The sequence below is a fragment of the Actinoplanes sp. 13 genome, from assembly GCF_056134165.1.
In genome coordinates this window covers 33,956-50,170 of the sequence record NZ_JBVYOQ010000027.1, presented here as the reverse complement: position 1 = coordinate 50,170, position 16,215 = coordinate 33,956, and the positions used below count along the sequence as shown (strand labels likewise).

14 protein-coding genes are annotated in these 16,215 nt (G+C 69.5%); 6 read left to right on the top strand and 8 right to left on the bottom strand.

The genetic code is table 11. From position 1 onward, the window contains the following. Nucleotides 1-68: 68 nt before the first annotated feature. Complete coding sequence (locus tag AC0NH5_RS34505; protein WP_474411228.1) at nt 69-1,388, bottom strand: nucleoside permease; 1,320 nt, start codon at nt 1,386-1,388, stop codon at nt 69-71. Nucleotides 1,389-1,446: 58 nt separating this feature from the next. After that, a complete protein-coding gene (locus AC0NH5_RS34500) occupies nt 1,447-2,529 on the bottom strand; it encodes a Gfo/Idh/MocA family protein (protein WP_474411227.1) in 1,083 nt (360 codons plus the stop codon). A gap of 355 nt (nt 2,530-2,884) precedes the next feature. Here AC0NH5_RS34500 and AC0NH5_RS34495 point away from each other — a divergent pair, with 355 nt between their 5' ends. The 4 genes from AC0NH5_RS34495 (at nt 2,885) to AC0NH5_RS34480 (ending at nt 8,036) form a co-directional block, all read left to right on the top strand. Continuing rightward, complete coding sequence (locus AC0NH5_RS34495; RefSeq protein ID WP_474411226.1) at nt 2,885-3,850, top strand: sugar phosphate isomerase/epimerase family protein; 966 nt, start codon at nt 2,885-2,887, stop codon at nt 3,848-3,850. A gap of 51 nt (nt 3,851-3,901) precedes the next feature. Continuing rightward, the gene (locus AC0NH5_RS34490; protein ID WP_474411224.1) at nt 3,902-6,016 is read left to right on the top strand and encodes a PQQ-dependent sugar dehydrogenase; all 2,115 of its coding nucleotides are present in this window, start codon (nt 3,902-3,904) and stop codon (nt 6,014-6,016) included. Between the two features lie 212 nt (nt 6,017-6,228). After that, nucleotides 6,229-7,485 carry an amidohydrolase family protein gene (locus AC0NH5_RS34485; RefSeq protein ID WP_474411222.1) on the top strand — a complete coding sequence of 419 codons (1,257 nt, stop codon included), beginning with the start codon at nt 6,229-6,231 and terminating at the stop codon, nt 7,483-7,485. Nucleotides 7,486-7,544: 59 nt separating this feature from the next. Beyond that, nucleotides 7,545-8,036, top strand: a complete 492-nt coding sequence (locus tag AC0NH5_RS34480; protein WP_474411220.1) for a MarR family winged helix-turn-helix transcriptional regulator — start codon at nt 7,545-7,547, stop codon at nt 8,034-8,036. Between the two features lie 3 nt (nt 8,037-8,039). On the opposite strand, the gene AC0NH5_RS34475 is transcribed toward AC0NH5_RS34480, so the two are convergent. After that, a complete protein-coding gene (locus tag AC0NH5_RS34475; protein WP_474411219.1) occupies nt 8,040-8,492 on the bottom strand; it encodes a winged helix-turn-helix transcriptional regulator in 453 nt (150 codons plus the stop codon). A 79-nt stretch (nt 8,493-8,571) separates the two neighbouring features. On the opposite strand from AC0NH5_RS34475, the gene AC0NH5_RS34470 reads away from it, so the two are divergent. Continuing rightward, complete coding sequence (locus AC0NH5_RS34470; protein ID WP_474411217.1) at nt 8,572-9,075, top strand: pyridoxamine 5'-phosphate oxidase family protein; 504 nt, start codon at nt 8,572-8,574, stop codon at nt 9,073-9,075. A 199-nt stretch (nt 9,076-9,274) separates the two neighbouring features. On the opposite strand, the gene AC0NH5_RS34465 is transcribed toward AC0NH5_RS34470, so the two are convergent. The 5 genes from AC0NH5_RS34465 to AC0NH5_RS34445 all read right to left on the bottom strand — a co-directional run bounded on the left by AC0NH5_RS34465 (nt 9,275) and on the right by AC0NH5_RS34445 (nt 15,653). Then, nucleotides 9,275-10,291: a phosphatidylinositol-specific phospholipase C gene (locus AC0NH5_RS34465; RefSeq protein ID WP_474411216.1), complete on the bottom strand. Its 1,017-nt coding sequence runs from the start codon at nt 10,289-10,291 to the stop codon at nt 9,275-9,277. A 103-nt stretch (nt 10,292-10,394) separates the two neighbouring features. Then, nucleotides 10,395-11,633 (bottom strand): non-hydrolyzing UDP-N-acetylglucosamine 2-epimerase, encoded by a 1,239-nt coding sequence (wecB, locus tag AC0NH5_RS34460; RefSeq protein WP_474411214.1) that lies wholly within the window; start codon nt 11,631-11,633, stop codon nt 10,395-10,397. A gap of 45 nt (nt 11,634-11,678) precedes the next feature. Further along, nucleotides 11,679-13,031, bottom strand: coding sequence for a glycosyltransferase family 2 protein (locus AC0NH5_RS34455; protein WP_474411212.1), 1,353 nt, complete (start codon nt 13,029-13,031; stop codon nt 11,679-11,681). A gap of 37 nt (nt 13,032-13,068) precedes the next feature. Continuing rightward, a complete protein-coding gene (locus tag AC0NH5_RS34450; protein ID WP_474411210.1) occupies nt 13,069-14,136 on the bottom strand; it encodes a glycoside hydrolase family 113 in 1,068 nt (355 codons plus the stop codon). Beyond that, nucleotides 14,133-15,653: a DUF2334 domain-containing protein gene (locus AC0NH5_RS34445; protein ID WP_474411208.1), complete on the bottom strand. Its 1,521-nt coding sequence runs from the start codon at nt 15,651-15,653 to the stop codon at nt 14,133-14,135. Before AC0NH5_RS34445 ends, AC0NH5_RS34450 begins: the two co-directional genes overlap by 4 nt. 103 nt (nt 15,654-15,756) lie before the next feature. Here AC0NH5_RS34445 and AC0NH5_RS34440 point away from each other — a divergent pair, with 103 nt between their 5' ends. Continuing rightward, nucleotides 15,757-16,101, top strand: coding sequence for a hypothetical protein (locus AC0NH5_RS34440; protein ID WP_474411206.1), 345 nt, complete (start codon nt 15,757-15,759; stop codon nt 16,099-16,101). Nucleotides 16,102-16,215 lie beyond the last annotated feature (114 nt).

Genomic DNA, 16,215 nt, shown 5'->3' with positions numbered 1-16,215 from the left:
GTGGCTGCGGCCACGCCGGCACCGGCGCCCGGCGACCGCTGGAGGACGTTCCCGGGCCGTCGTCGCGGTCATGGGGTGCCGGAACGCGGCCGATCCTCCCGCGGAACCGGCGCTCCAGGCGCCTCCAATGTCGTCGTCGATGCGTCCAGCGTCGTCACGTGTTCTACGCGCCGGTCCTTGAAGAGGATCAGGAACAGGACCATCACCACGGCGGCGATCGCGGCCGGGATGATCCAGATCTGGGTCCAGTCGCGACCGTCGGCGGTGGTGAAGCGGTCGACGATCGGGCCGGCCAGGAGGGAACCGACCAGGATGCCCACGCCGTAGGTGGCCAGCGTGATCATTCCCTGGGCCGCGCTGCGGAACCGTTCGCCCGCGAACCTGTCGGTGTAGATCTGCCCGGCGACGAAGAAGAAGTCGTAGCAGATTCCGTGCAGGAGGATGCCGAGCAGGAGCATCCAGTACAGGCTTCCGGCGTCGCCGTAGGCGAAGAAGACATAGCGCAACGCCCAAGCCGCCATGCCGATCGCCAGCGTGTACTTCACCCCGAGTCGCACCATGAGGAACGGCATGAGCAGCAGGAACAGCACCTCGGACGCCTGCCCCAGCGACTGCACCGCCGCCGCCGAGCGCACGCCGGCCTCGTTGAGGAAGAGGTTGGTGAAGTTGTAGTAGAAGGCGAGCGGGATGCAGATCGCGATGGAGGAGAGGAAGAACACCAGGTAGGAGCGGTTCTTCAGGAGGCCGAGCGCATCGAGTCCGAGAATGTCGCGGACGGTCGCCTTCTCACCACGCCGGACCGGGGGCGTGGCGGGAAGCACGAAGCTGAACACGCCGAGGATCAGCGACGCGATGGCGGCCATCCGGAACGTCAGGGTGAGCTGGTTGTTCTGTTCCCAGGCCAGCCATCCGATGGTCACGCCGGCGACGATCCATCCGATGGTGCCGAGCACCCGGACCGCCGGGAACTGCTTCTCCGGATCGGCCATCTGGCGGAACGACACCGAGTTCACCAGCGCCAGCGTCGGCATGTACAAAATCATGTAGGCCAGGATCACCGGGAAGAATGCACTGAAGGTGTCGAGTGTGGACGCCCAGAACAGCAGCGCGGCACCGGCGAGGTGCAGAATGCCCAGCACTTTCTGGGCGGAGAAGAACTGATCGGCGATGAGCCCGATGATGAACGGCGCGGCGATGGCGCCCAGGGACTGGGTCAGGTAGGCAAGGCTGATCTGGCTTGCGGAGGCGTCCAGGCTGGCGGCGAGGAACGTGCCCATGGTGACGAACCAGGCACCCCAGACGAAGAACTGGAGGAACATCATCAAGGAGAGCTTCAGGCGCGTGGCGGTGCCGATCGGCCCCTGGGGCTGAGCGGTCGAAGCGGTCATGTGGTGCCTCCCTCAGCGAGATGTCGTCCCCCGTGGGCGCTTGCCAAGAATCCGAGCTTCATGCGGCTACCTCCACCCAGCCGCCGCCGGCGGCGGACCTCAGGACGGCATCGGTGGCGACGGCGGCCCGCAGGCCGTCGTCGAACGAGGGAAGACCGTCGGGGTGGTCGCCCGCGGCAGCGGCATAGACGTCGGCGACGAAGGCAGTGAAGCAGTCGAGGTAGCCCTGCGGGTGGCCGACCGGCACGATGTTGTAACGGGCGGCGTCGCCGGTGGAGGACGCGGCGCCGCGGTGTATCACAGCGTTCTGCTCGCGCCCACCCACCCACAGCGAGTCGGGCAGTTCCTGGTCGAACTGCAGGGACGCCTGCGCGCCGTCGAGGGAGAACCACAGCCGGTTCTTGCGTCCGGGCGAGACCTGGCTGACCACGAGCGAGCCGATCGCGCCCTGATCGGTCTCGAACAGGACCGTCGCGGCATCCTCGGTGTCCGGCTGGGGCCGATCGGGGCTGCGCGGGACGGTCGTCAGGCGCGCGACCAGGCGGGTGATGCGGTGCCCGGTGGTGAACTCGACGACGTCGCACCAGTGCACGCCGATGTCACCGAAGGCGCGTGAGCCACCGCCGAGCGACGCGTCGACCCGCCAGTTGTGATCCTCGGGGCGGGACAGCCAGTCCTGCAGGTACGACCCGTGCACCAGGCGCAGAGCCCCCACGTCGCCGCGGCGTACGCGTCCGCGGGCGTCGCGGACCGCGGGATAGAACCGGTACACGAACGGCACCGCCGTGACGACCGGGGCCGCGCCCGCCAGGCCGGCGAGTCTCCGGGCGTTGTCCACGTCCGTGGAGAGCGGCTTCTCGCAGATCACGTGCTTCCCGGCGGCCATCGCCCGCTCGGCCAGCGGGGCATGCAGGTGGTTGGGGGTACAGATATGGACGACGTCGATGTCCGGAGCCTCGATCAGCTCCTCCGCCGACGACGCCGCCCGTTCCGCCAGCAGCCGGGTGGCCGCGGCCGCCGCCGATCCCGCGTCGCGGTCGGCAACAGCGGCGAGCACACCGCCGGCCGCCCGCACCGCCCGTGCGTGGACCCCGCCGATGAACCCGGCGCCGATGATGCCGGATCGAGGACGATCTGCCATGGGAGAACCCCCTCCGGATCAAGTGATCGGCGTCACACTCGATATAACACCCTCTCGACGCAGAGCGCATTATTGATCTCCAATTGTCGAAGATCCAAGGGCGTCATTGTGGATCACGCAAACGGACCCACGAGGTCCCTATTTGATCAGCGAAAATAATCGACTCTTTTGAATGCCGGCATAAGCAAGTACGGTCGCATTCAGGGAAGGCTGGGCTACCTGATGCGGTGGCGGCCACACCGCGCGAGCGGACCGTCTCGCCGCCTCTGAGCTCCGCGTCTCTCTTGTCGCTTACCTGCTCCGGCCCGGAGTCGGTCAAGTCTCCGTGCCCTCAGTGCGATCAAAGGAGATCGACATGTGTCAAGGTAGTGGTGACGTCACCGCATCGCATGAGGAGGTGGCGCCTCTGCTCGGGCGGCGCGGCTTCCTGCGTACCGCCACAGCCGGGATCGTGGCCGCCGGCGCGACCGGCCTGCTCTCGACCGATGCGGTCGCGGCCGACGCCCCGTCCGGCGAGTCCGGCCACCACAGGGTCCCGCCGGAGCGGATCAGCATTCAGCTCTACACGCTGCGCAACCAGCTGGCAGTCGATTTCGAAGGCACCCTGGCCGCTCTCGCCGAGATCGGCTATCGCCGGGTGGAGACCGCCGGTCTCGCCGGCCGCACCGCCACCGAGTTCAAGGCGGCGCTGGACGCGGTAGGCATCTGGGCGAGCTCGAACCACGTGGGCATCCCGCAGCCGTTCGACGCCGCCGCCTGGAGCACCTCCCTGGCGAATGCCCGAGTGCTCGAATCGCGCTACGTCGTGCACCCCGCGTTCGGGATCGACTTCGGCACCGGCGTGGTGGTCCGCGACCGGGCGACCTGGGCCGCGTTCGCGCGCGACCTCAACGAGGCCGGCCGGATGGCTCGAGCAGCCGGGCTACGGCTCGGCTACCACAACCACAACTGGGAGTTCTTCCGGCTGACGGACGACCCGTCGCGGACCGCGTTCGACGTGCTGATCGAGGAGACCGACCCGCGCCTGGTCCATTTCGAGGTGGACCTCTTCTGGGTGACCCGGGGCGCCCGTGACCCGGTGGACCTGCTGCGGCGGCTGCGTGGCCGGGTGCGCCAGTACCACGTCAAGGACATGAACCAGGCCGGCAGCTTCGAGGACCCGGGACAGGGTCTGCTCGACTTCCCGCGGATCTTCCGCACCCATCAGGCCGAGGAGTACATCGTCGAGCGGGATGACGCCGGCAGCCCGCCCCGTACCCCCCAGGACGCGCTCGTCACCGCCCGCATCGGCTACCAGTTCCTGCGCGCGGTCCGTTTCTGACCTCCCGCTCCTGACCCCGCACGTTCTGACGTCTCGCCGAGGAGATTCGTCATGAGAAGGACCATGTCCCTGTTGGTGTGCGGGCTTCTGGCGGCAACCGGGCTCGGGGCGGCACCCGCCGCCGCGGCCCCGGCCACCGAAGCCGAGCCACCGCCCGAATCCCGATTCCAGAAGGTCGTACTCAATGACCGGCCCGGCGAGCCGATGAGCCTCGCCGTACTGCCGGACCTGCGGGTGCTGCACACCGCGCGAACCGGCGAGGTACGCATCCACAATCCCCGCACCGGCCTGAACACGCTCGCCGCCGAGGTGCCCGTCTACCAGCACGACGAGGAGGGCCTGCAGGGGATCGCGATCGACCCCGACTTCTCCCGCAACCGCTGGGTGTACCTGTACTACTCGCCGGAGCTGGACACGCCGGAGGACAACCCGGCGACGCCCGAGGTCAACGAGGGCGACGCGCCGGCGGAGGGCACCCAGGCGGACTGGGAGCGGTTCCGCGGGGTCCTGCGGCTCTCCCGGTTCAAGCTGGTCGGCGACGAGCTCGACCTCGGCACCGAGCAGCAGATCATCGACGTGCCGGTGGATCGCGGCATCTGCTGCCACGTCGGCGGGCAGATCGACTTCGACGGCCGGGGCAACCTGTTCCTGTCCACGGGCGACGACACCAACCCGTTCTTCTCCGACGGGTACGTGCCGCTGGACGACCGGCCCGGGCGCAACCCGGCGTTCGATGCCCGGCGCAGCGCCGCGAACACCAATGACCTGCGCGGCAAGCTGCTGCGGATCCGGGTCGGCGAAGACGGCGGTTACACCGTGCCGGGCGGCAACATGTTCCGCCGCGGCACCCCGCGGACCAGGCCGGAGATCTACGCGATGGGGCTGCGCAACCCGTTCCGGTTCGCGGTCAACCGCACCAACGGCGACGTGTACATGGCCGACTACTCGCCCGACTCCCCTGAGGCGAACCCGGCGCGCGGACCGGCCGGCCACGGCCGGTGGATGATCATTCGCCGGCCCGGCAACTACGGCTGGCCGTTCTGCGTCACCCCCGACATGCCGTACATCGACTACGACTTCGAGACCGGAGGGTCCGGGGAGCCGTTCAACTGCCGGGCGCCGGTGAACGACTCGCGGCTGAACACCGGGCGCCGAGTGCTGCCGGCGGTGGTGCAGCCGGAGGTCTGGTACAGCTACCCCGACGCGGACGCGGGGCTGTTCCCGGAGCTCTTCCGGAACATGGGCGGTGACGGCATCGCGCCGATGGCCGGCCCGGCGTACCAGTTCGACCGTCGCAGCCCGTCCCGGATGAAGTGGCCGCAGTACTACCACGGCGTGCCGCTGTTCTACGAGTGGTCCCGGGACTACATCAAGGAGTTCCGGCTGAACCGGCCGAACGGGAGGACGCTGGAGGACATCCGGCACGTGCCGGTGCCCGTGGACAACCCGATGGACATGGAGTTCGGCCCCGACGGCGCGCTCTACGTGCTCGAGTACGGCGACGGCTTCTTCGCCGAGAACCCGGAGGCGCAGCTGGCGCGGATCGACTTCGTCCGCGGCAACTACACGCCGGTCCCGGTGGTCACGGCCGACGTCACCCAGGGCCTGGCACCGGTGACCGTCACCTTCTCCAGCGCGGGGACGGCGGACCCGGACGGCGACCCGATCGCCTACGCGTGGGACTTCAACGCGGACGGCGTGGTCGACTCCACCGAACAGAACCCGACGTACACGTACACCGAGAACGGCGTCTTCGACGCGACGCTGCGGGTGACCGACCGCACCGGTCGCACCGCGGCGGCGTCAGTGGCGATCATCGTCGGGAACGTCGCGCCGGTGGTCGAGCTGACCACCTCACCGGCGCCCGGTGAGCCGTTCGCGTTCGGCCAGACTGTGACCTTCACGGTGACGGTCACCGACGACACCCCCGTGGACTGCTCGACCGTCTCGGTGGCCTACATCCTCGGTCATGACGAGCACGGTCACCCGCTCAACTCCACTGCCGGGTGCAGCGGGTCGATCCAGACCTTCGTGGACTCCGGTCACGCCGGGGCAGGAAACCTGAGGGCCGTGTTCGTGGCGTCCTACACCGACGCCCCGGCCGACCCGGACGTGCCGCCTCTGACCGCAGACGACGAGGTGGTACTCACTCCGACCACTCCATGATCACCTGATAGGAGGGCGCCGTCCCGCAGTGCGGGGCGGCGCCCTCCTATGTCCAGCTTTCAGTCGACGGAGAAAACGCGGTCGCGGAGACCGCAGTGGGCTCGGCCACATCGCGGAAGCCGCCCGCAACGGCAGATATATGCAAGACTGCATGCACATGCATAACGCAAGTTCCGCGAGCTCGGGTCCGGGCTGCAGCACGAGAGGTGAACATGACGACCGCGATCATCAACGCACGCGTCTTCGACGGCCACGGTGTTCTCGACGTTTCCACTGTTGTCATCAGCGGCACCGATATCACCGCAGTAGGAGGCGAGCCACCCGCAGACGCCGAGATCGTCGATGCCACCGGAGCAACATTGCTTCCCGGGCTGATCGACTCCCATGTGCACACGAACCCGCAGAGCCTGGCGCTCGCCCTGCGGTTCGGAGTGACCACCGAGCTGGAGATGCAGGGTACGAACACGCGATACAACCGGGCGCACATCAGCGACGACGACTCGGTCGCCGACGTCCGCTCGTCCGGCTTCGGCATCACCCCGCCCGGCGGGCATCCGAGCGAGCTGTTCCCGAAGGATTTCCGGCCGGGGCCTCCTCCCGGCGCGCAACCGCCGGCAGGCGGGCGCGCCCCGTCCGGGCCGGCACCGGTGATGCCGTTCTCCACCACCGCGGAGGAGGCGGTGGCGTTCATCCCGAAGCTCATCGAGACCGGCTCGGACTACATCAAATTCATGGTCGACGACGGGAGCGTGGAGGGCCACCCCGGCCTGCCCGCGCTGGACCAGGCAACTCTGACCGCCGGCGTGCACGAGGCCCGGCGTCGCGGCATGCTCACCGTCGCGCACGCATTGACCGTCGATGCCACCCGGATGTCGATCGAAGCCGGGATCGGGGGCCTGGCGCACCTGTTCATGGATCAAGCCCACACCGAGGAGATCGTCGATCTCCTCGCCCGCTCGGGCGCCTTCGTAGTGCCGTGCGTGGTCCTGAACGCGTCGATGATGGGCATCACCGGGGCCGCGCTCGCGGACGACTCACGGGTGTCGTCACGCCTGGACGACCAATGGATGGAAACCCTGCGGTCCAGTTTCGGTCACTACCCCCAGGGCGACATCCGGCACGTGCTCGCCTCGGTCAAGGCGTTGCACGACGCCGGTGTCGACATCCTGGTCGGCACGGATGCGTCGGTCGCCCTCCCGTTCCTGGGCGGCGTCGCGCACGGCGCCAGTGTCCATCACGAGCTGCAGTACCTCGTCGAGGCCGGGCTGACCCCGATCGAGGCGCTGCGCGCGGCGACCAGCACACCGGCCCGCCGGTTCGGGCTGGCCGACCGGGGCCGCATCGCCCCGGGACAGCGGGCCGACCTGCTCCTCGTCCACGGTGATCCCACCAAGGCCATCGGCGACACACTCAACACCCGTGCGGTCTGGCGGCGCGGCAACCGGCTCGCGGATGCGGCCGTACGGTAGCTAACCCATGTATGGCACCAAGCATATGTTCCAAGCACATAGAGCCGTAGACTTGTCCCGTGACGACTCAGGAGCACCCTCGCCAGAGCCCCGACGCGGACCTGCTGGATGAGGTGGGCCCCGCGTTCGCCCGGCTCCGCAGGCGGACGACACAGGTCCCGGTCTCCCCACCGGTCGAGCCGAAGGACATCAACCGCAACCTCGTGCTCAACGTCATCGACGAGGCAGAGAACGAGATGAGTGTCGGCGGCGTCGCCGACGCCTTGGCCATCGATCCCTCGGTGGCCAGCAGAATGGTCTCCGACTGCATCTCCCAGGGATACCTCGTCCGCGCACCGGCGCAAACGGATGCACGGCGCGCGGTCCTGCAGCTGACCGAGGCCGGCCTCAGTCTGCGCGATCGTTTCCGCTCGCAACAACGTCAGGCCTTCGAGTACATCACTCGTGACTGGACCGACTCGGAACGGCGTGAGCTGGCGCGCTTGATCATCAAATATGCCGACTCCGCCGTCGCGGCGAGCAGAGACTCACCCGGGCGGAAAACCGAGTGAGTCTCAGGCCGCGCCCGGGCCGGGCAGCACGTCGATCGTGTCCATGTGCATCGGCTCGCCGCAGTGCGTGCAACGCAGCTCGGCGCGGCTGACGGCGCCGCAGGTGCGGTGCCGGTGCAGCGCCGGCGGGCCGGCCTCGCCGGTGCGCCACCGGTCACCCCAGGTGGCCATGACGATCAGCAGGTCGCACAGCTCGGCGCCGCGGGGAGTGAGGACGTACTCGCTGCGCGGTGGCCGCCGCGAGTATTCACGCCGGGCCAGCACATCGGCCTCGACCAGCCACTTCAGCCGGTCGGTCAGCACCTTGCGGGAGATGCCGAGGTCGGCCTGGATCTCGTCGAAGCGCCGGATGCCGACCCAGACGTCGCGCAGGATCAGCGGCGACCAGGGATCGCCGATGACGTCCAGGGTGCGGGCGATCGAGCAGGCCATCCCGGCGAAGTCGGTGCGGTGCATGAAGCCAGCCTACGCATGGGTTCCCTGAGGAGACTTACATTGCTACGGTCTCCTCAAGGAACTGACCGAGGAGAATCTCATGACCGCTCTGCCCCAGGGTGACGTCCGGCTGCTCGACCTTCCCGCCGCGCGCGAGCTGCTCGCGTCCCGCATCCCGGCGCGACTTGCGTTCGTCTGGCCGGACGGTACGCCGCGAGTCGTGCCCACCTGGTTCCACTGGAACGGCTCCGAGGTGGTGATGGCCGCCTACACGGCCGGCCCGCACATCCGCCACCCCGCCGCCCGCCTGGCGGCCCTGCGGCGCAACCCGGCCGTCGCGCTCACCATCGACACGGAGGCCTCCCCGCCGGCCATGCTGACCATCCGTGGCACGGCGCGGATCGACGAGGTGGACGGCCTCGCTCCCGAGTACGTCGCCGCGGCCCGCCGCTACCTCGGCGACGCGGCGGACGAGGTGATCGCGAACGCCGACCAGCCCGGGTCACGGCAGGCCCGGATCGTCGTCACCCCGGCCTGGGTGGGCCTGGTGGACTTCACGACCCGCCTGCCGTCCCCTCTGGGCGGAGTGCTGACGCAGACCTGAACCGTACGCCGGTGCGCTCCTCGGCCGGCTGCCGCAGCCCTCATCGGGACGCGGCGCGCAACCAACGAAAACGCCAGAAGCGATCCGGGTACGGACCCGACCCCGCAACGCCGGCGAAACGGGCCGAACGGCCGGCGGCAACGCGGAGTGGCGCGGGAGGCGCGGCAGTGCAGCGGCGCCTCCCGCCGACCGGAACGCTTCAGCCGTTGCGTGAGATGATCTCGCTGATCAGCGCGCTGCCCGGGAAGTCCATCATCAGCACCCCCGTCCGCATCACGGGCGCGTGCACCTCCGGCCCCTCGTTCAGGTACGTGAGCAGGAACGGATTCACCCCCTGCACCCCCAGCACTCCCCCGGCCACGTGCTGCGGATGCGCGAACACACTCGACCCGCTGGTGAAGTTGACGTACACGGCCGACCGGTCACCCGCGCTCGTCGCATCGAGGAACCGCCGCACCCGGTCGCGTTTCGTGGCGATGGCGCCCACGTTCGGCACGTCGTACGCGTCCTGCACATAGGTCGATGACCCGCTGCCCCAGGCCGCAGACTGTGCAAGCCCGTACCGCTCGACCGGCCCGCCACCCCGGCCGTGCAGCACGCTCAGCACGACCTTCCCGCGGATCGCCCCGAGCGACGGCATCGACGCCCCGGCCGTACGATCCACCGACGGCTGCCAGAACAGGTTCGGATACCGGGCCACGTACGCGTCGAAGATGTCGGCGAAGCTCCGCTGCCCGGCCACGTCCGTGCACGAGCCGAGCCCACCGTGGCATTCCTGCTTCAGCCGCATCACCACGGCCTCCCGCGGATGGTCGGCGAGGAACGTACCCAATTTGATCAGCACGTCGTCGAAGTTGGCGTTCTGGTAACTCGCGCCGTGGTGGATGGTGAAAGTGTTCCCGGTGTTCACCCGCACCCGGATGTCGATCGCCCGAATCCCGGCGATCAACTGCCGGGCCAGCGTGCCACCGCTGTCGCCGAAGTTCTCCTGCGTCTGGGTGAGGCTGCCGCCGTGGATCGACATGCTCTGGTGCGTGCCGGGTATGGACAGAGCGGCCAGGCTTGTCGCGTCCGCCAGCGGGCTCATCCAGCCCCGGTTGTCGGCAGCGCCGAGCGTCCGGTACGACGCGTCGGCGGCCAGCGCCGGCTGCTGCGGCACGAGGAACAGAGTGACGACGACGGCCAGCGCCGTGACAGCAACTCGAAAACGATTCACGAACTCGAATGTATCGTCGCGAGCCGAGATGGCAGGTTAATCGGCGACGTCCGCTCGATGTCGCCTCGGCCCACGGCAGTCGATCCGTTCGGCGTCCGGCCAGTCACCGATCGTCGGCACCGGACGAGGCGGACGCGCCTGTGGCCCGGTACGTGCGCGGCGCCACGATGCCGGCCTGCCGTGGCCCGGCCGTCGCGACGTCCGGGGCGAACGGCTCCGGGGCCGGGCCGGAGCCGAAGAAGTGGGCGAGGGCCGCGACAGCCCGGCCGGCGGCGCGGCCGTCGCCGTACGGATTGACGGCGTTCGCCATGCGCCGGTACGCCGCGTCGTCGTGCAGCAGCGTTCGCACCTGCGTGACGATGGTCGCCGGGTCGGTGCCGACCAGCCGGGCGGTACCCGCGTCGAGCCCTTCCGGGCGCTCGGTGGTCACCCGCATCACCAGGACCGGTTTGCCGAGGCTGGGTCCCTCCTCCTGGACACCGCCGGAGTCGGTGAGGATGACGTCGCAGCGATTCATCAGCCGGCTGAATCCCGCGTAGTCCAGCGGCTCCACGACGATGACGTTGGAGCGGCCCGCCAGCGGTGGCAGCAGCGCCTCGCGTACCGCGGGATTGCGGTGTGCCGGGATGACGACCCGCAGCCGTGGTTCGGCGACCGCGAGCTGAGCCAGTGCCTGGCCCACCTGCTGCAGCGGCCGTCCCCACGATTCCCGCCGGTGTGCCGTGACGACCAGCACGGGCGCGTCGTCGTGGTCGAGAACGTCGAGAGCCGGGTCGCCGTAACCCTGATTGTGGGTGACCGCCCACAGGAGCGCGTCGATGACGGTGTTGCCGGTGACCACCACGTTGCCCGGCGGCACATCTTCGGCCAGCAGATTCGCGGCCGCCCTGGGTGTAGGCGCCAGGTGCAGCGCGGCGAGGGAGCAGATGAGCCGCCGATTGGCCTCCTCCGGGTACGGCGCCCAGATGTTGCCGGTGCGCAGGCCCGCTTCGAGGTGGGCGACCGGCACGCGCTCGTAGAAGGCGGCGAGGGCGGTGGTGAACGCGGTGGTGGTGTCGCCCTGCACCAGCACCGTGTCGGGGCGGTGACGGCGCAGCAGCGGGCCGATCTCGGCGAGCAGGTGCTGGGTCATGCCGGGCAGGGTCTGGCGGGGCCGCAGCATGTCCAGGTCCACATCGGGCACGATGTCGAACAGCTTGATCACCTGGTCGAGCATGTGCCGGTGCTGGGCGGTGGCGACGGTTACGAGGTCGAACCGGGAGTCGTCTCGCAGTGCCCGGATGACCGGGGCCACCTTGATGGCTTCGGGCCTGGTGCCGTACACGACCATGATTCTGTGCACGTCGGGTCCTTTCGGCGGTGACGCCGGTTGGCAGGGCGCGGGCTTTCAGTTGCGTGCGGCCAGCGATCCGTCGGCCGGTGCGGATGCGCCGGCGGCCGGCCGGCCGGCGATCCGGAGGGTCTTGGCCCAGCTGCCGTCGCGGCGCAGGAGCCGCGCGGTCGCCCGCCAGCCCACGGGCAGCCAGAGGTAGGCGTAGATCGAGAACAGCACCGCGTAGAGCAGCGACTGCGGCAGGGTCACGTCACGCGTGGACCGTTCGCAGGCGCGCCAGTAGATGTAGGCGATCAGCGGGATCACGCTGAACACCAGCAGGTACCACCACAGCAGCAGGCCGTTGTCGGCAAGGAACGTGGCGACGGTCTCGTCCCAGCGGGTGACCAGCACGTAGGCCTGCCGGGGCAGGTAGGCGATGAGCGACAGGGTGATGAGCAGGACCGTGATCGGGGAGATCAGATAGATCATCAGGTCGACGGTCCGCCCGGCGGAGAGGCGGCCGCAGCTGAGCAGCTCCGGTATCCGGTACCAGCACTGCAGATGGCCCTGGTACCACCGGGTCCGCTGGCGGGCCAGCGGGCCCAGGGTGGCCAGCCCTTCCTGGCTGACGTACGTGGCCGGGGTGAATCCGGTGCGCCAGCCCCGGGCCTGCAGCCGCAGCCCCATGTCGAGGTCCTCGGTGAGGAAGTCGGTCCACGGGTCGTCCCCGAGGCACTGCAGTGCGGAGAGCCGGACGAACTGCCCGTTGCCGCCGAGCCCGGCGTTGCCGTACCGCTGCCGGGCACGCTGGAAGATCTCGGTGAAGACGAGGAATTCCATGTCCTGCATCCGGGCCAGCCAGCCGTCGGCGCGGTTGTACATCCGTACGCCGACCTGCACCGCGCCGATCCGAGGGTCGCCGAACAGCGGCGCCACCGTGTCCAGGGCGTCGGGCTGCAGTCGCCCGTCGGCGTCGACCACGACAACCACCACATGGTCGTCGTCGTAGCCGGCTGCGGCGGCCGGCGCGAGGGAACGCAGATGGCGGTAGCCGGCGTTCAGCGCGGCGCCCTTGCCCTTGCGGGCGTTCGGTGGTCGCCGGCGCAGCAGGTGGATCCGGCGGTCCCGTTCGGCGTAGCGGGTGACGATGGCGGCGGTGGCGTCGTCCGAGCCGTCGTCGATCACCAGCATGCTGTTGTTGCGGCCGGGCAGGGCGAGCAGCCGGTCCAGGCTGGCCGCGATCACCAGTTCCTCGTTGAGGCACGGCACCACGAAGACGAAGGAGAAGTCGTCGGCGGTGGCCGCCGGTGGACCGGCGGACCTGCGGCGGTGCCGTTCGGCGGCCAGCGCCACCAGGCCGTACACCAGGAACGACAGGATGGGCAGGAACGGGATGAGGGTGGCGAAGTGCAGCATCCAGGTCATCGCGGGAGCCTTCTGTCCGGAGCCGGGTCGGCACGGGTCATGTCCACCACCGTCGGACGACGGCCTCGGCGGCCTTGCCGTGCGGGGAGTATCCGAGCGGGTCGGTGGTCGGTTGCGCCGGTGGCACGTCCCAGCACCACCAGAACACTCCGGCCCACCAGGGCTGGTCGCTGAGGCCGGCGAGCAGTGCCTGGTATGCCGCCGCCTGCTCGGCCTGGTCCGGTTCGGTGCCGACAGTCCAGTCCCAGGGCGCGGTGGTGCTGCCGCGCCGGCTGGTGTAGCCGGCCTCGGTGAACAGAACCGACCGCGCGGTGCGCACCGCCAGCGCGGACAGGTCCCGCACGATCGGTTGCCAGGCCCGGCTCAGCTGGTCCACGTGGGTGGTGGGGCGGTCACTGAGCTTCCAGTACGCGTCGATGCCGATGAGGTCCACGGCGTCCCAGAAGGCGACCTGCCGATACTCGTCGAAGTTGGCCGCGTACAGCAGGGTGCCGCGGTAGTGCCCGCGGACGGTCTCGATCACCCGCAGCCAGGCGTCGCGGTGGCCGGAGACCCCGGCGAGTTCGGTGCCGACGGCGAACTGGGCCACGTTCCATCGCGCCGCCAGGCCGGCGTAGTGGGCGATGAAGGCGGTGTAGGAGCCGAACCACGCCACCGGGTCGGCCGGCCGGATGGTGCCCCGGTATCCGCCGTCGCCGGCCAGGTCGAGCAGCGGCTTGAGGAGCACCTTGAGGCCGGCGCGGTGCGCGGCCGAGACGATGTGTGCGAGAGCGGAGTCGCTCGGCGTGTCGGCCGACGCGGCGATGGTGGCGGTACGGTTGCCGTGCTGGTACCAGGTCGGGTTGAACTGCACCCAGGTGGCGCCCGTGGCCGCGATCTCGTCCAGGTACCGCACGGCTTGCGGGCTCTGGTAGCCCTCCGCGGTGTACGTGGGCATGGCGAAGCCTCGTTGCTGCTCGGCGCCACGTGGTTCGGTCGCGGCGGAGGTGGGACGCTGCGGTGTGCCGTTGCGGGCGACGCCCGGTGCCAGCAGCAGCGTGACGGCCACGCCGCCGGCCACCATCGACGCCGCGAGGCCGCCCAGGGTGGCCGGGCGCCACCTCACGGCGTGGCCACGAGGTCGGTGGCGGACACGAAGGTGTAGCCCATCGCGCGGAGGCCGTCGATCACCCGCGGCAGCTCGCCGACGCCGAGGAACGGGTGGTAGAAGAAGCTGGCCACGCCGTCGCGGACGACCAGGTTGGCGCGGGCGGCCGCGAGCAGGGCGGGTATCGAGTCGCCCGAGCTGGTGACGTAGTCGAGATTCTCCGGCACGACGGTCGCGCCGTACACGTCCCGCACGACGTACGGGAAGAACTGCCACTCCCGCCCGGCGTCGGGGATAGGCCGTTCGGAGAGCAGGCCGGGGAAGTACAGGGACCGCTCGTAACGGTGGGCGAACCGCTTGCCGGCCGCGGCGTAGGCGCCCGGGGACGCCATGTAGTGCGGGAACTCGAACATCGACGGCCGGGGCAGGCCGGCGCGGCGCAGCTCTTCGAGGCCCAGGTCGATGCGGCCCAGCGCCCACTCCGGGGAGTCCTCGGCCACCGGGCCGTCCAGTACGCATTGGGGACCGTCGAGGTGACACCGGTAGAACTCGGCGTCCTCGCCACTGAGCCCGTGGCCCGGGTTGCCGACATCCGCGTACTGGTGCGTGTAGCCGTGCATCAGCACGGTGCCACCGTGTGCAGTCGCGTGGCGGAGCGCTTCCACCAGGGCCGGTCGTTCGGCCAGCCGGACGGTCACGTCCTTGCCGTTCCCGCCGATCCCGCGGGGGTCGCGATGGACCGGGTACACCCCCACGCTGAACGGCACACCCTGGCTGTGCAGGTAATCCGTCACCGCGCGCAGCTTGGCGGGATCGGCGGTCGGGCCGACGTCCTCGAGCCGGATCAGCGCACGGTGCCGTTGCGCGGTGCCCGGCGCCAGCACCTCGAAGAGCAGGTCGGCGAAGGCGAGGTAACGGTCGTTGTCCTCGGCGATGTACGGCAACGGGTCCTCGCTGACATGGATGAGGTTGCCGGACCGCACGGCCCACGGGAAGGAGCCACCGTTCTCGGGCCACGCGGTGCCCAGAACCGCCGCCCGGGCGGTGTCGGTGACCTCGACGCGCATGAGCCCGGCGTCGGCGACCCAGTTCATCGGCAACGACGCACCCCGGTATTCCATCCGGGTGAACCGGCCGGGCTGCAGGCCCCGCGGGGTGAAACCGTACCGGCGGGTCCACTGGGTGCCGCTGCGGGCTTGCAGCTGCCGGACGTCGCCTCCGATCCACATCACCGGGCGACGGTTGCGCAGCACGTCGTCGAGGAACGCCGCGGGTGGCGCGGCACCGGCCGGACGGTCCACGAAGAACACCGCATCGTAGGCCGCCATCTCGCCGGTCCGGTACGTGCTGACCGGCCGGGCGGTCCAGCGCCCGAAGTGCGAGATCAGGTTCACGAGTTTCGTCGCGCTCAGCTCGGCGCCGCCGACGGTGCCCGGTTCACCGCCGTAGAGCACGAGCGCGCGGGTCTTCGCCGACGCCGTCACTCCCGCGCCGTCGACCCCGCTCTTGGCGTATCGCAATGGCAAACCGGACATCGCCGGATAGATCCGTGCCGGCTCCGCCGGGGCGCCCGGCGCGGGCGCCGCAATGGGCGCGGGCGGCCGCGTGTCGTCCGTGTCCGGAAAGGAGCCGGACACGATGACGACTGTTGCGGATATAACAACAAAAATTGACGAAATGGAGAACACCACGACCGAATTGCGTGATCTTGCCGACCGGCGAAGGCGAAACACCACGCCGGCCACAATCAGGACCGCCACGAATGTGGTGAACAGCAGCATGGCTGCGCCGGCGATGAACCAGAGCACTTCCAGCAGTGTGCTGACCAGGCCGGATGAGCCGTCTTCGGATGTCGAGGTGATCATTGTTCGGGGTGTCCCCCGGCCCCTGGGATTGGCTGATCCTGGCCGGGGACGGGTGCTGCTGCCGGCACTGCCGAACGGCGGCCGTGACACAGCGACCCGAGCCACTTCAGCGTCATGAAAGAATTGATCTTTGTCGGCTGACACACGAGGCGTAAGCCTACGCCACATAGGCGAACGTGAATAGATAGCGATTCGAGCGATGCGTGATCCTTTTATTGCTGATCATCGGCGC